Origin of the sequence: Pontibacter sp. HSC-14F20 (assembly GCF_019599265.1) — a bacterium.
Lineage (GTDB): Bacteria > Bacteroidota > Bacteroidia > Cytophagales > Hymenobacteraceae > Pontibacter.
Genome location: NZ_JAHZTC010000003.1, coordinates 1 through 20790 on the forward strand (window position 1 = coordinate 1; position 20790 = coordinate 20790).

13 protein-coding genes are annotated in these 20790 nt (G+C 50.7%); 6 read left to right on the top strand and 7 right to left on the bottom strand.

The features are described from left to right. The first annotated feature begins 330 nt into the window (after positions 1–330). Positions 331–1209, top strand: a complete 879-nt coding sequence (locus K3G39_RS03945) for a hypothetical protein (protein ID WP_220624882.1) — start codon at positions 331–333, stop codon at positions 1207–1209. Positions 1210–1259: 50 nt separating this feature from the next. Next, complete coding sequence (locus K3G39_RS03950) at positions 1260–2732, top strand: B12-binding domain-containing radical SAM protein (protein WP_220624883.1); 1473 nt, start codon at positions 1260–1262, stop codon at positions 2730–2732. Positions 2733–2796: 64 nt separating this feature from the next. Here the strand turns inward: K3G39_RS03950 and K3G39_RS03955 are convergent, their stop codons facing one another. The 4 genes from K3G39_RS03955 to K3G39_RS03970 form a co-directional block, all read right to left on the bottom strand. Next, positions 2797–7764, bottom strand: a complete 4968-nt coding sequence (locus tag K3G39_RS03955) for a DNA repair ATPase (RefSeq protein WP_255593915.1) — start codon at positions 7762–7764, stop codon at positions 2797–2799. Between the two features lie 151 nt (positions 7765–7915). After that, positions 7916–8389: a hypothetical protein gene (locus K3G39_RS03960; RefSeq protein ID WP_220624884.1), complete on the bottom strand. Its 474-nt coding sequence runs from the start codon at positions 8387–8389 to the stop codon at positions 7916–7918. Positions 8390–8466: 77 nt separating this feature from the next. Beyond that, the gene (locus K3G39_RS03965) at positions 8467–10602 is read right to left on the bottom strand and encodes a flotillin family protein (protein WP_255593916.1); all 2136 of its coding nucleotides are present in this window, start codon (positions 10600–10602) and stop codon (positions 8467–8469) included. 5 nt (positions 10603–10607) lie between these two features. Continuing rightward, on the bottom strand, positions 10608–11234 hold the full coding sequence (locus tag K3G39_RS03970; protein ID WP_220624885.1) for an OB-fold-containig protein: 627 nt from the start codon (positions 11232–11234) through the stop codon (positions 10608–10610). Positions 11235–11405: 171 nt separating this feature from the next. On the opposite strand from K3G39_RS03970, the gene K3G39_RS03975 reads away from it, so the two are divergent. Together K3G39_RS03975 and K3G39_RS03980 are read left to right on the top strand one after the other, a co-directional pair. Beyond that, positions 11406–12053 (top strand): CatA-like O-acetyltransferase, encoded by a 648-nt coding sequence (locus K3G39_RS03975; RefSeq protein ID WP_220624886.1) that lies wholly within the window; start codon positions 11406–11408, stop codon positions 12051–12053. Positions 12054–12219: 166 nt separating this feature from the next. Next, positions 12220–13293: a 3-oxoacyl-ACP synthase III family protein gene (locus K3G39_RS03980; RefSeq protein WP_220624887.1), complete on the top strand. Its 1074-nt coding sequence runs from the start codon at positions 12220–12222 to the stop codon at positions 13291–13293. Positions 13294–13362: 69 nt separating this feature from the next. Here the strand turns inward: K3G39_RS03980 and K3G39_RS03985 are convergent, their stop codons facing one another. Next, complete coding sequence (locus K3G39_RS03985; RefSeq protein WP_255593918.1) at positions 13363–14160, bottom strand: Mut7-C ubiquitin/RNAse domain-containing protein; 798 nt, start codon at positions 14158–14160, stop codon at positions 13363–13365. Positions 14161–14193: 33 nt separating this feature from the next. Then, entirely contained in the window at positions 14194–16662 is a 2469-nt protein-coding gene (locus K3G39_RS03990; RefSeq protein ID WP_220624888.1) for a TonB-dependent receptor, read from the bottom strand. 320 nt (positions 16663–16982) lie between these two features. On the opposite strand from K3G39_RS03990, the gene K3G39_RS03995 reads away from it, so the two are divergent. Both K3G39_RS03995 and K3G39_RS04000 read left to right on the top strand, forming a co-directional pair. After that, the gene (locus tag K3G39_RS03995; protein ID WP_220624889.1) at positions 16983–18293 is read left to right on the top strand and encodes an NCS2 family permease; all 1311 of its coding nucleotides are present in this window, start codon (positions 16983–16985) and stop codon (positions 18291–18293) included. A gap of 427 nt (positions 18294–18720) precedes the next feature. Continuing rightward, positions 18721–19779: an ArsO family NAD(P)H-dependent flavin-containing monooxygenase gene (locus K3G39_RS04000; protein WP_220625101.1), complete on the top strand. Its 1059-nt coding sequence runs from the start codon at positions 18721–18723 to the stop codon at positions 19777–19779. 71 nt (positions 19780–19850) lie between these two features. On the opposite strand, the gene K3G39_RS04005 is transcribed toward K3G39_RS04000, so the two are convergent. Then, positions 19851–20615: an oxygenase MpaB family protein gene (locus K3G39_RS04005; protein WP_220624890.1), complete on the bottom strand. Its 765-nt coding sequence runs from the start codon at positions 20613–20615 to the stop codon at positions 19851–19853. Positions 20616–20790 lie beyond the last annotated feature (175 nt).

The window sequence follows — 20790 nt, forward strand, 5'->3', positions numbered from 1 at the left end:
AGTGCCCTGGATAGAAGAACGAAATGAGAAACAAGTAAAAATCCACTGGAGCTTCACAGTCAAGGAGGCCAGGGAAAAGATGGCTTCTCAGTATGCTAAAGTGATACCTAATGACTAAATTGACTGTATTCTAGTCACCCTTCCAATTACAAAAGAGAGCAGAATGCCAAAGCCACATACTTTGCAGGTATAGAGGACAAACGCTCGCCCTGGTTACTGTTCAACGAGCCGGAAAAACTGGCGGAAACTGTTACACAGAACCTGCTGCGTGTTAACCTGCAACTGCACCCGAACATCCAGTTTACTCCCGCCGAGGAGGTACAGGCTTTTGTGGAGGCCGAGCAGCAGGAAACCACTTTCAAGGCGCACTATCTGGGTGTGTATGACAACCGCCTGCTCACCGAGCTGGACCTGTCGGAGCCTGAGACATTGGTTGCGAAAGCCGGTGTATCGCCCGACCTGCTGCCAGAGTCACTGAGATCGCTTTATGGCGCAGGTTTGCAGCAGAAAATGGAGGAACTCGGTGGCCGGTATAAGGACATCCAGACACTGTCGCTTATCCTTCAGAAACAGGACAAGCGCAAGACCTATACCCTGAGCAATGGCTTCTCTTACGAACCCCACGAAGCCCAGGCGCTGCTGGAGCAAAGGCTGCAGGAGTTTCCGGCCGACGAAGCCTGGTATCAGCAGTTCGACATCAAAGTGTTTGCCGTACATTACCTCCTGACAGAAGTACAACCGGCACAAAGACAGGAACTGCTGAAGCGCTATACCTTCCTGGTGGCCTGGGTGAAGCAGTTTAGCGCATGGCAGCAGGAGCAGCAAAATCTGCAAAGCACCATAGATACTGCCATCAGCAAAGGCAATCATATGTCCGAGAAGGAGGGCAAGTGGTTTGCAGTTGAGTTTTGCCGCCTACGTGATGCATTTGATGCGCTATTGAAGGAAGCGGATACACTTAAATTTCCAGTGCTGCAGAACATGGATACCGACCAGTCAGTGCGCAAGTACCTGCTACAGGAAGAGCTGATTTGGATGTCGGCTGACTCGCTACAGGGCGAAGAGCTGAATACATTGATCAACCAGACCGTAACTGTTGCCGAGCGCATGCAGCGGGTGTATACTAAGTGCCTGGGCAGTTTGCTGAGTCTGCAGGAGCAGTTAGTGACTGCGGTTGAGGCTGAGACTAAGGAAAAGGAGTTGCTCTAAATAGATAGGATTGAAAACGATACCTCCATCCACCTCAAAAACTGTAAGAATTGAAAGTAAAACTGATACTCCCGGCACTGGCCGAAGCTGAAAGTCCCTTTTGGCGGCCTATCAAGTACTCTTTGTTTCCTCCTCTCGGACTTGCCACCTTAGCGGCATACCTGTCCCCGGACGATGAAATAGACTTGCAAGACCAGCACGTGGAAGAGCTATACCTGTATGATACTCCCGACCTGGTCATCATCCAGGTATACATTACCAATGCCTATAGGGCCTATAAAATTGCCGACCACTACAGAGGCCGGGGCGCTTATGTGCTGCTCGGCGGACTTCATGTGACGTCTTTGCCTGAAGAAGCTGCACCGCATGCAGATACCATTTTCCTTGGTCCCGGTGAAGATACGTTCCCTCAGTTTCTGAAAGACTTCAAAAACAAAACGCCAAAGAAGGTATATACCTCCCTGACCCGGACACTCGAAGGCATACCTCCCATCCGAAGGGACCTCATCAAGCGCAACCGCTACCTGGTGCCCAACTCGATTGTGGTGACCAGAGGCTGTCCGCACCACTGTGACTTTTGCTACAAGGATGCCTTTTTTGAAGGAGGGAAAACTTTCTATACCCAGGCTGTGGACGATGCGCTGGCCGAAATTGACAGGCTTCCAGGCAAACACCTTTATTTCCTCGATGACCACCTGCTGGGCAATGCCAAATTTGCAAGTGGCTTGTTTGAAGGAATGAAAGGCATAAACCGGGTATTTCAGGGAGCCGCGACCATTGACTCCATACTTCGTGGCAACCTGATAGAAAAAGCAGCTGAGGCTGGATTACGCAGTCTGTTTGTTGGATTCGAGACTTTTTCACCCGCTAACCTAAAGCAGAGCAACAAAAAGCAAAACCTGCAGAAAGACTATATCAAAGCTGTGAACAGGCTACATGATCTGGGCATCATGATCAACGGCAGCTTTGTTTTTGGCCTTGACGACGACGACCGGGATGTTTTCAAAAGAACTGTAGACTGGGGTGTTAATAATAGACTAACGACATCGACCTATCATATTTTGACTCCATATCCTGGCACCAAACTCTACAAAGACATGGAAAGTCAAGGTCGTATCCTGACCCAGAACTGGGACCTTTACGATACCAGAAGTGTCGTGTATAAGACAACCCGTTTGACTGCCGATGAATTGAAGGAAGGCTATGACTGGGCCTACAATGAGTTTTACAGCTGGTCCAACATATTCAAGGCAAGCCTACAGCACGACTCACACAAGCACAAGTTAAAGCACCTGCTCTACTCCGGCGGATGGAAGAAGTTTGAGCCGCTCTGGAATTTTATTATCAAGTCCAAAAACCTGAATGAAATGCTACCACTGCTGGAGGCAATTCTCTCGAAGGTAGGTTCCAGTGACAAACTATCTCCTAGCAGTAATGTTCCCATCGCCACCGAAGCAGGCGAGCTAAGCGCTTCCTTTACGCCTTTAACTATTATCAACAACTCAAGCCAACTCCGGCTATAACAGAATAAAAAAATCCCCTGCAGTTACTGATTGCAGGGGATTATCATTTTGCAGCTGCTATACCTTACAGCTCCTCCGCCGCTTCCAGCTTGCTCGGCTTAAACTGACTCAGCACATCCTTTATACCTGCCAGTCCGCCGGAGATATTCTCCATTTCAGAAAGCACCTGCCCTACCTGGTTGTTGCCACCAAAGCCTTTGAGCTTGTTGTTGCGCACAAAGGTGGTTTTGATATTTTCCCAGCGCTGCGCCTCAACTTCAGTCATAATGCCGATGAGTTGCTTGAACTTGAGCATGTTGGCTTCGGCACCGGAAGTGAGCGTCTGCGACTCAGCTTCGTAGTGCGACAGAATCAGGGTCTGCAGTTCCTGGTCGTTCATGATCGGCATGACTTTTTCTGCCAGCTTGTTCATGTTGCGGTAAGAACCCTGCAGCTTAAAAGCCGGCTCGGTGCGGTACTCTTCTGCCTGCGCAGCCGAGCGGATGTACTCCAGGTTCACTTTCAGGATCACGTCTTGGATCTTCAACAGCTTTTTCAGCACCAGCACATACTCATTTATTTCTGCAGCAGAATGATTGCCTTCAAACTCCAGCCCTTCGCTGTCGCCGGTTTTAGCCAGCTGGATCAGCGCGTAAATATCCTTCTGACTCTTCGCCGCCAGCTTCGCCAGCACGGTGTTGGAGGTCAGGGAGTTTTCGATGTAGCTCAGCTTGAACACATCTTCGGTATCGCCGATAATGTCGCCGAGGTTGTAGATGTCGGCGCGGTTGGCGAGCATGTCAGGTATACGGAACTTCTCCCCTGTCTCGGTGTACGGGTTACCGGCCATCACCACACACACTTTCTTGCCCCGGAAGTCATAGGTTTTGCTGCGACCTTTGTACACGCCTTCGACCTTGCGCTGGGCATCGCAAAGCGAGATAAATTTCTGCAGAAACTCCGGATTGCAATGTTGGATGTCGTCAAGGTAGATCATCACGTTGTCGCCCATCTCAAAGGACAAATTCAGTTTCTCCAGTTCTTCGCGGGCAGCGGCATTAGGGGCCTCTTTCGGGTCCAACGCCGTGACCTGGTGGCCAATGGCCGGGCCGTTGATCTTCATAAAGATGATGCCCAGGCGGTTGGCGATATACTCCATGATGGTGGTCTTACCATAGCCCGGAGGCGAAAGCAGGAGCAACATACCCATCAGGTCGGTGCGCTTGGTCTCCCCTGCCGAACCGATCTGCTTGGCCAAATTAGCGCCTATCAGTGGCAGGTATACCTGATCGATGAGCTTGTTGCGCACAAAAGAAGCCAGCACCCGCGGCTTGAACTCATTCAGACGAAGCGCCTGCTCGGCCTGCTGCGTCATGTTCTTCTTCAGCTCCGTAAACTGCATAAAAGCAGTTGCGGTGCCGGAGGTATATTCGCGTAACCGGTGTAGGAACTGGTGATAGTTTAACTGGTAGCTTTGTCCCTGCACCTGCTGGTGCGCGCCCTGCATACCATGCAGATTTTCTTTAAGAACCGTGTGCACCACCTGCAGCGGATTGTAGCTATCGGTGAGCAAGAGTATTGCCACTTCGGCCACAAACTCGGCCTTGTCATGCTGCCCCGTCTGCGCGATGTATGCTTTCAGCCAGTGCTGGATCAGTTCGAACTGGTGCGCTACATTTTCCTGCAGTGCCTTCACCGATTCTTCAAACCGATCCAGCACTTTGCGCTCCGTCAGGAAATGCCTGAAGCCGTCATACAGCACATCGGCTTGACTGTCGATGACAAAATTGTTGCCGCGGGTCAGTTCGTAAAACAGGTACTCCCCTGCTTCCGCAGCATTAGCCTCTCTGCAAAGACCGGTTTCTTGCTGAAAGGTATAGAGTTCCTCCTGTAGATCGGCCTTCACGTCATCAAACTCGTGGGTGTCGGGGAAAACCTGCAGGATGGCGCTTATACCTTTGAGCTGGTGGTTGAGCGTATTTTTTTTTGCTTCCGGTGCAAACACCTTCCAGTACAGCTGCGCACAAGACCGGTCGATGGAGGTATAACGCAACAGATCAGCTGTCTTGATCAGGCGGATCAGGGCACCTAAAATCAGGGCCGCATCATGATCATGCACCCCTTTCATGTAGCCTTCATTAAAGCGAATGGCCATGAACTTGTTCACGTACTCGGTCAGCTCGGACTCCGTCAATTTATGCAGTTCGTCTATGGTCAGGTAGCGCAGGCTGTTCTCTGTTTGCTGAACGGCTATACCTTTGTCCTGCCCGGCTTCCAGTACTTTGAAGGCGAGGTATTCGGCGCGGTATACCTGGTTGTTCTCCGATACTAGAGTCTGCTCCCACACCGGGCGGTAGCTCAAAAACTGGTCATCGGTGATCTTCTCGAAAAAGTTGGTGCCGGTGAGGTGGTAGTACATGGAGTCGTCGCGATGCACCACGCTCAGTTCCAGCGGCTGCGTGTTCACTGTAAACTGGTGCTTGCCGAACTTGAGTATATTGGCACCATCCACGAACAGCTCTTGTTTGTCCTTGAGTTGACGCACAGCGTCTTCCTTCAGCGTTTTAAGGCGACTCTGGATGGTATCGGCCTTCACCGTGTCGCCGATCTTGAGCAGTTCCTTCACCGTGCTCCGTACCTTTTCGATCATCAGATCAGAAGCAAAGTAGCCGTTGATCTCATTCACTGAGGTCAGTTTGCCGGCCCGGTTTTGCACCGCTTTCAGGATGCGGTCTGCCGCTTGTTGCAGACTGTTAGCGCGCTTGTTCTGCGCCTCCTGCAGTTGCACCTTCTTCGACTCGAAGGCGCTGTAGATCTCCTCACGCTTGACCGTGAGCTGCTCAATAAACTCATCAAAATCAGGGAAGCGGCCTTCTAGTTCTTCCAATTGCACCATCAGTTTGGCCAGGTATTCCTCGCACTTCTGCGGCGAATCCGACACGTCGAGGTAGTTCACCACGCTCTGGCTCATGAGCTTTATTTGGGAATTGAATTCGGCTTTGCCCTCCTGACTCAAAAGCTCCTTACGCTTGCGGCGCAGGGTGGCTTTGGTCTGATTGAAGGTGGCGTAGATAGCCGAGATGGTATCGATGATGCGGGTGGTCTGCGTAGCGTCTTCGATCTTGAGGTTACTCACCACATCGATCAGCATTTCCAACTCCGCCGAAACCGCCGCAATCTCTTTGTCGGTCGCGTCGGCCTCCACCACCTTGGCTATACCTTGGATGGCGGTGTTGATCTCCTTTACCTTCTTCTCGTAAGGCGCCAGTGCGTTAGGTTGCAGAAGAAATTCAACAGCTCCGTTCGCGGTGTCCTGGGCAAATTGCTGCAGCTGTGCCTCGTATTTTTCGATGTTCGGCAGGTCGGTATAGCGCAACTCTTTCAGTGAAATCACCTCTCCACGTATACTGCGCAAATCGGCCAGGTACTTCACATAATGATTGATACTTTCGGCCTTTTTGAACTTCAGCGTCTGAATAAGCACATCGGCCTGACCCAACACTTGACTTATCTGCGCCTGCGTGTTTTTCTTGATGCTGAGCACCTTCTCGTACTCCTCCACCGCCGCCGTGGCCGTCTGTCTTATCGCCGAAATCGGGGCAGCCAGGTTGTGGGTTTCCGCACGGTTGAGCCAGTGGTAGGAGTCTAGCACATCCGTCGTCTTTTTGATCAGATCCAGGTATAGGTTGGCGTAGGAATCGTCTTTGTGGAGCAAGGACAGCACCTCGTTGCTCTCAGCCATCGCCCGCACAATATCCTTGTTTCCGATCTTGTAAAGATAGGACTCCTGTGTAACAGGTATAACGAAGTTCGGCCCGATGTAAGGCGTCTGCCAGATCTGAATGGCATGGTGCTTCTGCGCCTCCTCGTCAGCCCTGAAATAGCATAGCTCCCCGTTCTCGTAAATGGCATAGCCGTGGCAAACGATCGGCGTTTCGATCTGCTGCGTGATCAGGTTGTAGGACAGCAACAGGTATACGCTTGACTCTTTGTTGTAGAACACATACAGGAAATCCTCGCCGTTCGGGGAAGCAATGCGCTTCTCGAAGAGCATGTCCTGTAGGTTGTTGTCGAAAGCTTTGAACTCACCCGTCTGCAGGTAGTAGCCATAGGCGTAGATAATGCCCTGTCCGTCCGGCAACAGCACACAGCTGTGCTCCAGCGCGTCGATGCGGCGGGCTTCCTGCAGCTTGGAGTTGTAAACGAAATAGCGGTAGTTATTCTCGCGGTATGGCCGGATCTTCAGGATGATAATATTGCCAACCACGGCGTAGTATATTTCCGAATCATCCAGCGTCTGGTCTTTGTCTTCGACCTCTTCGGAATAAATGCCGCGGCCGGAATCGGTGTTGTCTTCTACCTTAATGGTCAGGTCACCGCCGACCGTCTCCACGAACACTTTGTCCTCGATGGACACATGCGGGTGCTTGCCTTTGCGCTGCGCCTCGCGGGTGGTGCGTTTCCAGCTGAAGTCGTGCTGGTTCGGGAACACATACTCGTGATCACTGCGGTTGTCGATGTAGGTGATGGTATCGCCTTTGAGCAACCACTTAAAAGTTTTGATATCGTTGATGCCCTTGCCAACCCGGAATACCATGTACAGGTAGTTGCCGATGTGCGCAAACTTGACGAACTGGGTGTTCTTGTAGTACTTGTAGAGCTTTTGAAAGTCGTCCTGAAAGGTCTTATCCTGCAGCAAATCGAGCGGCTGCTGATGGAAGCTGTGGCCTTCGTAGGTATAGACGCCAAACACATCCGACAGCTCTACTTCCGACTTCAGGCCCAGGTATACGTTGTAGCCAAAAAGCAAGGTATAGCCCACCGGCACCATGTCCGAGGGCACACAGTTGTTCTCAGTGGTAATGCGCTCGGTCGTGACTAGCTGCGTTTCAATGGCACCGAACACACTCTTTCGCTCCTGATTCAGTTGCTCTAGTTGCGCACGCAGTTCGGCCCCGCTTTTCTGCAGACGGTTCCGTAAGATTTCATAGGTACCACCCTCCAACTGCACGTTTTCGGCAGCGGGTGTGGTGGCGGTATTGGTATCTTCCATTTGGGTTGGAGGATTAAGAATGAATGATGGTAAGTTTTTGGCTTCAGTTAAAGCCAATTGTTTTCACAGTTAGATCCTGTACTAATGGTTTGTATAACGTTTCTCGTATAGCCGATGGACTGGCTAAGCCGAGCATAAAGGTTGAACTTTGCTAGGTAATGCCTTTTAAATGATCTTCCCACTCTTCTTCAGTAAAGCCTTTAGAGCCAAATAAACTGCCAGCTCCAAAATTACTGTCTCTGATGTCTACTAATTCTCCTTGAAAGCCGCTACCAAGTATAAATTTTACAGTTAAACCAAATACCGTAGCTATTTCCAAAGCCTTACTTTTAGGATTAAAGATTATCCTGTCGATGAAGTGATTGTCTGTAAATCTTTCATTTACTCCTTCTAATACAATTTCTTTTACTCCTGATAATTTCAATATAGATGTCTTGCCGCCGAAGCTGGTGCTTGTCCAAAACAGAAATTTCTTCCTTTTTACATTCTCAAAGCACCTTCTTTCTATTTCAATTTCAATCGGCGTATCTATACTCAAATTCTCAAGTTTTTCAAACTCAACACTGGCGTCAAAGAGTAAGTGGTTTAAGCTCTCTAAATCTTCTAAGTCAATTTTATAAACCATTGCTTTACTTTTAACACCACCTAATACAGGTATAAAAAGCCCCTCTCCTGTTTTTAGGAGAGGGGCTTGGGGTGAGGTTAGTTCAGTGAAATGTAAGGCTTATCTGCTATACCCATGGCTGTGGCCGCTGAGGTCAGCTGCTTCAGGGTGTTAATTGTGCCTTCATCAGCACTGCTCTGCATCATTTTCAGCAGGATGGCCGAAACACTCAGGTTGCGCACGTCGTCGGAGGTCATACCGAACTGGTTGATAAACTGTTGCAGGTTCTCGCGGAAATCCACGTGGCCGTTGGCGTTTGGCTGGAAGAAGGTATCCTTCACGGTGTTCAGCACTTCGCTGTTGCTTACCAGGCGGTCCACCTGCTTGCCTTTGGTGATGGAGCCTACGATCTGGTCGAAGAACATGGTCTCGCCACCCACGATGTCGATCTTCGCTGACTTCAGCGCCTCAGAAATTACCTCGGCCTGTGAAGCGGCAATGTCTTTCTGGATGTTGATGTGTGCCAGTTCGATGGCCTTGTCTTTCTCCAGACGCAACTTGAACTCTTCGTGCTCTTTGCCCACGCCATCCAGTTTGCGCATCGCTTCGGCTTTCTCTTCTATACCTTTGGCATCTACAGTGAACTTCTCGCCTATTACACGGGCCTCTGCAAGTCCGCGCTTCTCTTCTGCAGTAGCCATATTTTCCACCACAGTTGCGTCGGCTATACCTTGCTCCTTGGTTACCTTGGCGGTTACCATACCCAGTTTCTCGTCAGCTTCGGCCTGCGCGTTGGCTTTGGCTTTGATCACCAGTGCTTCCGCTTCGCCTTCTTTCTGACGGGCATGCGCTTTGGCCTCCATCACCTGAGCTTCAGACAGGCCAATGGCGGCTGCCTGCGCTGCTTCGGCTTCTGCCATGGTCTTGATCGCCTGGGCACGGTTGTTCGAAGACACCTGCTCTGCCTCCGCATCGATCAGCAATTGCTTGGCGCGGAACTCCGCTGCCTGACGGGCTGCTTCGGCGCTCTTGATCTCTTTCACCAGCGATTCTTCTGCTTCCCGCTCCGCGTTCTTGATTGCCACAGCTTTCACACGATCCGCTTCAGCGAAAGCCCTGGTGTCCTTGATCTTTTCTTCTTCTTCTACCACGGCTTTTTCCACGGTCACACGCTCGCGGATAATGCCCTGTATATTCTTGCGTTCTTCTTCAATGGCTTTCTCTTTCTCAATCTGAGCAAGCGACACAATTCGTTCTTTTTCATTGGCCTCCAGCAAACGCGCCTGCTCCACACGCTCTGTTTCGATGGCGTCCGTGCGTTGCTTGCTGCGTTCTGCTACCAGTATCTGGCGGTCTTTGTTCTGCTCGGCAATCTTCACTTCTTCGTCGGTGGCGATGCGGGCTTTTTCTGCTTTCAGGCGCTCTTCGTGGCGCACTTTCTCCATCTCGGCAAACTCACGCGATTTGATGTTGGCAATCTCGCGCTTCTGCTTTTCTTCATTCTCCGCCAGTTGCTTTTCGAGTTCCAGAATCGTCTCCTGCGCCTCCACGTCCTGCTTCTTGATCGTCTTCTGCTTTTCGCGCTCGATCAGGTTCGCCTGCACTTTCTGCTTGGCCGTCAGGTCGATGATCTTTTTGATACCCTCGGCATCGAGGATGTTGTTTTCGTTCAGGTGGGTCAGTGGGGTCTGCTCCAGGTAGTCGATCGCGCAATCATCCAGCACATAGCCGTTCAGGTCGGTACCGATCGTCTGTAGAATCTGGCGCTTGAAATCATCGCGGCTCTGGTACAGGTCCACGAAATCGAAATGCTTACCCACCGTCTTGAGTGCTTCCGAGAATTTGGCATCGAATAGACTCTCCAGCGCTGAATGATCCGAAGCGCGCTTACAGCCAATCGACTGCGCCACCTGTATCACATCTTCCGGCGTTTTGTTCACGCGCAAAAAGAAGTTCACCTTGATGTCGGCGCGCAGGTTGTCTTTACAGATCAATCCTTCGGAGCCTGTCCGGGAAATGACGATTGTTTTGAGGGTAATGTCCATCACCTCCAGTTTATGGATAACGGGCACGACAAAGATGCCGGAGAAAGACACTTTTGTGTCGCCCAGACCGGTACGCACCAGGGCTTCGCCTTGAATGGCCTTCTGGTACATTTTGATAACAAAGACTATTAAGCCAATGGCGAATACCGCCAGCATAATGACGATAGACAGGGATAAAGATTCTAACATGCGAATTAAATGGTTTGGTAAGGTTCTATGAGGTAAAATTTGTTTTCAGCATTGTACTCGAGCACGAGCGCGGTCTCGCCTTTCTGCACAGCGGAGCCCTGGGTGGTTCTGACATTCAACAGGAGCGGCGCGCCGGCCGTCTTCACGGCGGCCTGGCCCAGCTCGTTGCCGTTGGCCGGCAAGGTAACCGTGCAGATCTGCCCGATGATAGCGGCAGCCGATTCGTGTTCTTTTTCCATGGCGGCAAACACACGCATGAAAGGCATGGTCAGGAATTTGGCCACAAAAAGTGCCGCGATAAAGGACGGGATCAGGTATAGCCAGCCTAACCAGGTATAGCCATCGTTGAGGTAGTAATTGGCCAGGATTGAGATCGCCCAGAAAGGCAGCGCCAGGAAAGTGAGGAACACCATAAAGGGCACCTTACCCAGGTTGAAAAAGGCCAGTACGTTGTTGAGCCAGCTGACCGCCGACAGGCCATCTGCATCCACATCGGGTTCCACTTCTACGTCAAAAAAGTCGAGGTCCAGCAAGCCAAAGATCACGGCAAGCCAGTACAGCATGACAAAGACTAACAGGGCAGTTGGGAGGATGTTAACGGCAGAAAAAGTAGCTTGTAAAAGTTCGTTCATAGGCAGAAGGAGGTATAACATATATGGTGCTATAAATATAAAAGAATATTCATAACAAAGCCTATACTTTTTGTATTTGAAGCGCAGAAAAAATTAAAAATGCAGTCCTTCCACTATCTTTGTGCTCTCATTTACAAATGGCAGATTGCTTAAAGTCTGCCCTGCTACTACATGCAAAGCCGCTACAGCAAAGAAATTAAACCAATTGAAGGATGGGAACGCGAAGAGACATTCCGGTTTTTCAGCACCTTCACCCAGCCGTTTTTTAATGTACACACAGAAGTTGATATCACACCGCTATACCGGTATTGTAAACAGCACGGCCTATCGGTTTCGCTGGCCTACATGCATGCCACCGTGCAGGCTGCCCGTCAGGTAGAGAACTTCCTGCTGCGCATCGAAAACGGACAGGTGATCAGGTATAGCGGACTGGATCTGTCTACTACCATTCTCAAAGACAACAAGCAGATCGCCTTTACCCATTTCCCTTTCCACGAAAAACTGGAGGATTTTTGCGCTGAAGGTGCCCGTATCATGGCAGCCGTAAAGCAAAGCAACAAACTGTTCAATGGCCATCAGGGTGCAGACCTGCTGCACATGACCACGCTGCCCTGGTTCACTTTTAAAGGGATGGAGCATGCGTTCTCGACCGGCCACGAAGATCCGGGCGTACCCAGGATTGGCTATGGCAAACTGGAAATGCGTGGCGACAAGGTATACCTGCCCATCAGCATAGGATTGCACCACGCGTTGGCCGATGGCTACCACATACACTTGTTCATGGAGGAATTGGAACAGGTGATAAATAGCTTTTCGTAGTAGAAAACGATGTATTAATTAGGCTATACCTGGCAAGGTATCGGGAGCTACCGATGTCCCATCGTTTTTCGTAAATTTATCTTGCCGTATATAGTGATAACCAATATATTGGGTGGCAGTTGGGGCTTAATCCCGACTGAATTTTCTTACCTTTTAATCTACCAATATGTGGCGATCCGTTATCACTGGCACCGGCAGTTATATTCCGACAGAAGTAAAAACCAACAAGGATTTTACCTCTCATAATTTTTACACAGACCAGCACGTCCCGATCGGGGTTTGCCCTCATGTGGTGGTCGAGAAGTTTCAGAAAATAACAGGTATAGCCGAGCGCCGCTACGTAGCCTCTCACCTCACTACCTCCGACATCGCGACCCTGGCTGCTGAAGAGGCCATCCGCAGCAGCGGCATCGACCCCGAAACGCTGGACATGATCATCGTGGCGCACAACTTTGGCAATGTGCTAGAAGGCACGATACAGTCCGACGCCGTGCCTGCACTGGCCAGTCGCGTGAAACACAACCTCAAGATCAAGAGTCCGAATTGCGTGGCCTACGACATCCTGTTTGGCTGTCCGGGTTGGGTGCAGGGGATGATCCAGGCCGAAGCGTTTTTTAAGGCAGGTATGGCGAAGAAGGCGCTTGTGATCGGAGCTGAAACCCTCTCCCGCGTCATCGATCAGTACGACCGCGATAGTATGATCTTTAGTGATGGCGCCGGCGCTTCTGTAGTAGAATACCAGAAAGTGCCGGAGGACGGCAGTGGTATACTGGCCAGTTGCGCCCGTAGCCATAGTGTGGAGGAGGCCTATTATATCAACATGAACAAGTCTTACATGCCGGACGGCGACCCACGGGTGCGCTACATCAAAATGAAGGGCCGCAAGGTATACGAGTATGCCATCAAACTGGTACCGGAGGCCATGAAGGAATGCCTGGATATGTGCGGCGTGGACATCAGTGACGTGAAAAAAGTGTTCATCCACCAGGCCAACGAAAAAATGGACGAAGGCATGATACAGGCGCTTTTCAAACTTTACGGCCGTCGCGACATTCCGGAAGATATCATGCCGATGAGTATCCACTACCTTGGCAACAGCTCCGTTGCCACCGTGCCTACGCTTTACGACATTGTGCGCAGAGGTCAGGATGAGAAGCACGAGTTACATGAAGGCGATATTATTCTGTTTGCTTCGGTGGGAGCAGGTATGAACATCAACGCGATTTGCTACCGGGTATAGTCTAAGCTTCTAAATCTTAAAAAAATGAAGGCCTCACTACTTTTAGTAAGGCCTTCATTTTTTATTCGGCTATACCTCTTTTATTCGCTGGATCAACTCCTGCATCCGCTCATAATGCGAGCCTTTCCAGTAAACCCGTCTGCATTGCTGGCACTGGTAAAACTCGTCGAAGTATACCTTGGTTTTAGGCGGGATTTGCTCCAGCACGTCCCGTTTCTCGACCGGCACAATGTGGCCGTTGCAAACCATACAGCGGGTAAAAGGCTGGAAATGACCTGCTAACTTATACCTGCTGATCACTTCCTGCAATTGCTCTTCGGTTTGCTGGGAGCGCAGCCAGTAGCCGGCAGGTATAGCCTTGTGCTTGAGCAAGTTCACATCCCGCGTGAGCAGAATCCGTTGCTCTTCACTGGAGATCTGAACAAGTTCCGGATCATGCAGTTGCTGCTCGTATACCGTGTCGAAACCCAACATGCGTAAATAACGGGCCAGCGAGCCGAGGTGCACATCCAGCACGAAACGTGGCTCCGCTATACCTGGCAGCAGTTCCGCCTCCCCTCCTTCGTATGAATATACTTCCACCTGATCACCTGCCTGAATCCGCTGGCTAAAACTTAATTCTTCCCCATTTACCAACACGTTTTTCACCTCAAGATGCGGCACGCCCATCGCCTCGATCATGTCTTTTACTGTCTGGTGCTCTGCGAAGGTATAGAAGATGGCAGTATGCCGCTGGCGGGGCCGCAAAAAGTCTTTCAGGGAGTCGTGAAACCGGAAAGTAGCGGTATAGGACATGGGCACAAGGTATAACCAAGGTATACGCACCAAAAATAAAAGCGCCCAGGCAAAACCCGGGCGCTTTATCAATTAACAAAAACCAGTCTTTACACTTTCACAAACTTAATTCGCTCTTCTTGTTTCCTCTTCGGCACTACCGGTGCGGCGGCGCGACGGACCAGACTGCGCCTGCCCGAAACGGTAGTTGAAGCTCAGGGTCGCCACCTGCGTGTCGCGGCGCTGGTAGAAATTCTCTTCGTAGCGGGCCAGAGCGGTATAGCCGTTGGCTTTGTTGGTATAGAACACATCCGATACATTCAGCTTCAAACTTGCTTTTCTGTCCCAGAACTGCTTTTGCACGCCCACCGACATAAACCATAGCGGGTCAACTTCCAGGAAGCCATATACCTCCCGGCTGCGGTACACACCCACCAGTTCTGCTGACCAGTCGTTTGGCAGCTTGATCGTGTTGTTAGAGTTCAGGTTAAAGGTCGGGGTGCCGTTGCTCAGATCAGTGTCGGCCACAAAGCCCTTATAATGACCATAGTAAAGGGTGCCGTTGTTCACGCTGTTGAACCAGTTTCCAATCGAGAAGGGAGCTGTAACGGTTAAGCCGTAATAATCGAGCGAAGCTAGGTTGCGGAAGGTTTGCACTACCAGCTTCTCCCCTTCTTCGGCAGGCGAGAGCACCTGCACCATCACATCGGTGGTGCGGCTGTAGCTGAGCTTGGTGATGAAGCGCTGATCCAAAGTATGGGTCAGCTCGAAGGAATAGGACAGCTCTGGTTTCAGGAAGGGATTGCCAGCCGAGTAAGTGCTTGGGTCCAGAAAGTTCTTGAAGGGATTGAGCTGGTTGTAAGACGGACGGTTGATACGGCGGCTCACCGACATGCCCAGGTCATGCTTCTTATTCAGGCTGTAGTTAACGGCTGCACTCGGAAACAACTGGGTATAGTTGCGGTCAAATTTCTGCCCGTCGGTCAACTGCCTGCCCTTCGCGTTGGTGTTTTCCAGACGAAGTCCCAGTTGCAGCCCTGTCTTTTTCCACTTCTTGTTCGCATTCACATAGGCAGCGTTGATGTTCTCGTCATACAGAAAATGATTGCTTTTATCAGTGTCCAGTTCATTGCCGCCGTTGCTTCGGTCGTAGAATTCCAGGTCGTTGTCGGCCGTTACCAGACTGCTTTTTAAACCGGCTTCCAAATTCCCTCCTATACCTGCCAGGGGCTGACGATAATCGGCGCGGGCAGACTTGATAGTCAGGTCACCGTCCAACGTGCCGTAGAGCAGGTAAGGGTCACGGATCTGCTCGTTGCTCAGGTTATAGTAGTTGGTGGTGAAGTTCTGCTCGTCGGTGTTACGGTACGCTATGTAGTCCACATCAGCGGTGATCTCACGGCCCAGGCTGTCAATCGTGTGCTTCAGGTTAAAGTTGTAGGCCTGATTGCGACGACCGTGCTCCACATCGGCGCCCGTCACAAAAGAGGATTCTGCCTGCCCGCCTGCATTGATCACACTGGAACGGTTGTTTGTGCCACGGTCAACATCCGAGACAAAGCCACTGGCTATCACACCCAGCACCGTTTTAGGCGACAGGAAGTAATCGGCCCCTACCCTGCCGCTGTGGTTATTTATCGTAAAATCGAACCTGTTCTGCTGGTCGTAAGCACCAATAAAAGCCCCGTTTTCGTCCAGGAAGCGGCGGTAGATGTCCAGGTCGTTGAAGTCTTTGCGCAGCACATAGTTGTAGCTGCCGAAGAGGTTGAATTTTTTGGTGCGGTGGTTCAGCTGCACCCCTTGGTTCGATTTGGCGAAGCGACCTTGTCCGTAAGAAGCGCTGAACGTGCCGTTGGTGCCCAGGCTTTTGCCGCGTTTCAGGCGGATGTCGATAATACCCGAGTTGCCGGCCGCATCGTACTTGGCCGACGGATTGGTAATCAGCTCGATCTTCTCCACGCTATTAGCAGACATACCACGCAGCATATTGGCCAGTTCCGAGCCCGACATGGGCACCGGTTTTCCGTCCACCATCACGATCACACCCTGGCGACCGCGCATGCTGATATTGTCATTCTGGTCGATCACCACGCCTGGCGCCTTCTCCAGCACTTCAAGTGCCGTGTTGCCCGCCGACACAATGCTGTTCTCCACGTTCAACACTGTTTTGTCGAGGTGTTGCTCTATCAGCGGCTTCTGTGTTTCGATCACTACTTCCTTCAACGCCGTGGCTGACTGGCTCATCAGGATTGGGTTTAGCTTGAGCGCCTCTGCTTCAGCGTTTACGTTCACTTCCATGGCCTTTGATTTGCCGAAACCGACCATGCTGGCCACCACCCTATACCTGCCCACAGCTATACCTTCAAACAGGAAGGCGCCGCTTTCATCGGACAGCGTACCCTTTACGAGTGAGGAGTCAGCTGCTTTGAGCAGGAGTACGTTAGCATAACCCATCGGCTTGTGCGTAGTTTCCATCACCTTGCCCGCGATTGTGGCCTGCTGCGCCGAAACGGAAGTGCAGACAAAAAGAAAAAACAGCAGAAGCAGACATACCTTGTCACTGTGTTGAGACTGGAGAGATAGAGAATTTTTCATGTGCGCTCAGTATTTATTTTCCATAGTTTGATTTTGCTTATTCTAATTGTGTGCCAGCTACATAATATATTGGTTATCTGATCCTTAAATAATTTTTTAAACCTTTTACTATCTTCTGAAGTGTCTGAAAATGAACACCCTGTTCTGAATTTGAACACACCCTGGCAGCAGGTATAAGCAATAGAGAGAGGAGATAGCATGAGGGTTGCTTTGAGGCAGGAAAAATCAAGCGAAGAAGCATGACTTTAACATATTTTTAACGCTTGACCGTATAAATTGCCTAATATTAAACTGCCATCCTTTATAACCCAGATCCGAGCATGGAGTCATATTTTGAGCTCAAAAAGAATAACACGACTATCCGAACCGAGGTCCTTGCCGGCTTCACTTCTTTTCTGGCAACGGCTTATATCATTGCGGTGAATCCCGCCATACTGAGCCAGGCGGGCATGCCTTTTTCGGGAGCGCTGACTGCTACGGTGCTGGTGTCATTTTTCAGCAGTCTGATGATGGGACTGTATGCCCGCAACCCAATTATTGTAGCGCCAGGTATGGGACTGAACGCCTTCTTTACTTTCTCGGCAGTGTTGGGGATGGGTATAACATGGCAAGTGGCGCTAGGGGCCGTTTTCTGGTCAGGTATCGTTTTCCTGTTGCTCTCGGTATTTAAAGTGCGTATACTAATTGTTAAGGCTATACCCCGTCCTTTGCGCTATGCCATTGCGGCAGGTATAGGCCTGTTCATCACCATCATAGGCTTTGCCAATGCCGGTTTTATTGTTCCTGATGAAGCTACTACGACTGGCCTGGGTCCGCTCTCTCCATCAGTCCTCACTTTTTTAGGTGGATTGTTCTTGATGGCCATTCTGATTGCCCGCAACGTGACGGGTGCCATACTGGTAGGTATAGCGCTGACCACGCTGGCAGCCTATCCGCTGGGGCGCTGGTGGGCGACTGATGCGGCTCCTCTCATCAGCTGGCAGGGCCTTTTCTCCGCACCCGACTTTAGCCTTGTTTTTCAGCTGGATCTGGTCAACTCGCTGCAGTATGCGGTTTTTCCTGTCATTTTCGCTTTCGTTTTCACGGATTTATTTGATAGTCTTTCCACGTTTGTAGGCCTGGCAGAAGCCGCAAATCTGACAGACGAGCACGGGGAGCCCCGAAACGTAGGCCGATCCTTAACCGCTGATGCTGTATCCACGACCATATCCGGATTATTGGGCTCCAGTCCCGGCACGGCCTACGTAGAGTCGGCGGTAGGTATAGAAGCCGGTGGCCGCACCGGCCTGACAGCAGTTGTAGCTGGTTTACTTTTCCTGCCCTTCCTGTTTCTGGCGCCGCTGCTTTCCATGATTCCGGCCATTGCCACAGCGCCGGCGCTGGTGCTGGTAGGCGCCTTTATGGTGCGCCCGATCGTCCGGATCAACTGGCTTAAAATGGATGAGGCGATCCCAGCTTTCCTGGCTATGGTACTGATTCCTTTCACCCATTCTATCTCACAAGGTATTATCTGGGGTTTCCTGAGCTGGGCTGTTTTGAAAGTAGCAACCGGACAAGGCCGAAGCATTTCCCCTACGCTGTGGGTCATCGTCGCGTTCTGCGTGCTGGCGCTCGTCATGCAGTCGTATTAAATATTTATTGCTACTTCCTTATCGTAGATGCTTTCAACCCGAACCCTATAATCAAAAGGTTTATTCTGGCAACTTTGCTGGCCACTGAATCAGCGTTTTCAATTGCTGCACAGGACGCACTCTCCTGGATGCGTTAACCGGCCGTCTAGCTGAAAGCAGTCTTGTGCGAACTACTCAAAAACTACCAAGCACATGGCCTAGGAATAGGCTAAACTCATACCTTAAACATTAAAATGCCATTTCGACCTGGAGGTAGGGGCCCTCGTTTTGAGAGAAATCTGAAACAGTATCTCGGCAACAGAGATTTTTAGAAATCCCATTGCAGACGAGATGACAGAGTGGACTCAACGGCCTTTAATAAGGAGAGTATCGACCAACTTACCTGCCATTTTAGTATCTTCGAAAACATCCCTATACCTTGAGCAAGATGCAAGATATCTACGATACTGTAGTGATTGGCGGCGGCCAGAGTGCACTAGCCTGTGGTTATTACCTGCGCAGAGCCAAGCTCCACTACATTATGCTGGATGATCAGGAAGCGCCCGGTGCTTCGTGGCGCAAATACTGGGATTCTCTCACCCTTTTCTCCCCTGCCGCTTTCAGCAGTCTGCCCGGCTGGTTGATGCCGGAGAGCCGGGGAGCTTTTCCATCTCGTGAGGAAGTAATTGACTACCTGACCAGGTATGAGCAGCGCTATGATTTTCCGGTAGAGCGCCCGGTGCAGGTACAGGAGGTGTGCTTTCGCGAAGGACTTTATGAAGTGAAAAGCGTCGATAAAACTTACCTGACGCGTACTGTGATCAGCGCAACAGGCACTTTCCGGAAACCTTTTATACCTGCCTACCCCGGTGCTGAAACATTCCGGAACCTGCAGCTGCATTCCTCTGCCTATAAAAATCCGGAGCCGTTCAGAAATAAGCGGGTGCTCATAGTGGGTGGAGGAAACTCTGGTGCCCAGATATTGGCGGAGGTATCGAAAGTAGCCAACACAAGCTGGGTTACGCTGGATGAGGTGACTTTTCTGCCAGACGACGTAGACGGCCGGGTGCTTTTTGATCAGGCATCAGCCCGCTACTATGCGATGCAGCACGGTAAAGCAGTAAATCCCTCGCAGTTTCATGTGGGCAATATCGTGATGGTAGCTCCCGTGAAAGAAGCCCGCAGCCGTAACGTGTTGCATACGGTAAGGCCTTTCCAGCGCTTTTATGAAGACGGTGTAGTCTGGTCAGATGGTGAGCAGGAACCGGTGGATGCGGTGATCTGGTGCACCGGCTTTGGGTATGCGCTCGATCATCTGGACCGCTTAAATATACTTGATCAGAAAGGCAAAATTGAAGTGGAAGGAACCCGAGCAAAACAACAAGAAGGCCTTTGGCTGGTGGGCTACGGCAACTGGACCGGCTTCGCCTCCGCTACCCTCATCGGTGTAGGCCGCAGCGCCCGGCAGACGGTTGCGGAAATTCAAAAGTACCTGGAGCAGGTATAGCTATTGAGATTCTCAGGTATAGCCACCTTGTATTTAACATAAATAACCAACCTAAAATCTAAAGTCGTTTCTCAGGCTGGGTGCACATCCAGTTCCTTGATTTCGTTTTTATAAGCAGGCGGCAGGATCAGGGATTTGATCAACCAGTCGGCACGCAAATGGCGACTGAGTTTATACACGCGAAGCACCGGCTTCAGTGCTGACCATTTATAGAGTCCAAGCTGTTGTCTTACGGTGCTGGGCACGATCAACTTCTGCCCTTCCAACAGCAGCTTATACCTGATGGGGCCCAGATGCTTGCGGTACTGCTTGTACAGGTCTGTCGTGAAGTGGCTTGGTACCAGGTTTTCTTCCAAGTGGCGCTGTCGCATGTGCAGCCAGGCCTGGTAATTGTCTGGTAAACCCTGCAGTCCCATACGTGTGCCTACCCGCCAGAACACCTCGAACACATTTTCTTTTTCGGGCGCAGTCAGCGCTCGCTCCAGCAACTCAAAAGAGCGGATTGAATAGTCGATCAGCATAAACAGCACATCCCGGTAAGCCCAGTCAGGTATAGCCATGCCGCGCTTTGCCTCTACCCCGGCATGTATCTTCGCCATGGTATCGATCGCTTTGTGCGCGCCTTCCATACTGGAGAACACGATCTGCCGGGCATAGCCTACCGTTGTGAACAAGCGCCCCAGAGGATCAGCAGGTAGTCGTCCGGTAAAGTAGAGCCAGTCCACTGCCTTGTTAAGGGCAAATTCGGCCGAAGCGCCCGCAAAAATAAACAGAATCGTGTCGCCCTTTCCCCAGATTTCGCGCACCACACTGCCTTGCTTTACAAAGTATTCCATAGTGAAAGAACAAAAGTAAGGGCTAAAATGTGCTGCTAGAGATATTATTTCAGCAACAATGCATTTCACACAGCTTATTGAAGTATATACAACTGAAAACCAATTACATATACAAAACAATATACTTTTTTTAAGAAACAGAGCTTGCACGCTAATTTTTTTTGTGCTTATCTTT

Coding starts and splice junctions, on each gene's coding strand:
- K3G39_RS03965 (WP_255593916.1), bottom strand. CDS start 10,602: ATGTTAGAATCTTTATCCCTGTCTATCGTCATTATGCTGGCGGTATTC.
- K3G39_RS03995 (WP_220624889.1), top strand. CDS start 16,983: ATGGAGTCATATTTTGAGCTCAAAAAGAATAACACGACTATCCGAACC.
- K3G39_RS03975 (WP_220624886.1), top strand. CDS start 11,406: ATGCAAAGCCGCTACAGCAAAGAAATTAAACCAATTGAAGGATGGGAA.
- K3G39_RS03990 (WP_220624888.1), bottom strand. CDS start 16,662: ATGAAAAATTCTCTATCTCTCCAGTCTCAACACAGTGACAAGGTATGT.
- K3G39_RS04005 (WP_220624890.1), bottom strand. CDS start 20,615: ATGGAATACTTTGTAAAGCAAGGCAGTGTGGTGCGCGAAATCTGGGGA.
- K3G39_RS03955 (WP_255593915.1), bottom strand. CDS start 7,764: ATGGAAGATACCAATACCGCCACCACACCCGCTGCCGAAAACGTGCAG.
- K3G39_RS03960 (WP_220624884.1), bottom strand. CDS start 8,389: ATGGTTTATAAAATTGACTTAGAAGATTTAGAGAGCTTAAACCACTTA.
- K3G39_RS04000 (WP_220625101.1), top strand. CDS start 18,721: ATGCAAGATATCTACGATACTGTAGTGATTGGCGGCGGCCAGAGTGCA.
- K3G39_RS03980 (WP_220624887.1), top strand. CDS start 12,220: ATGTGGCGATCCGTTATCACTGGCACCGGCAGTTATATTCCGACAGAA.
- K3G39_RS03970 (WP_220624885.1), bottom strand. CDS start 11,234: ATGAACGAACTTTTACAAGCTACTTTTTCTGCCGTTAACATCCTCCCA.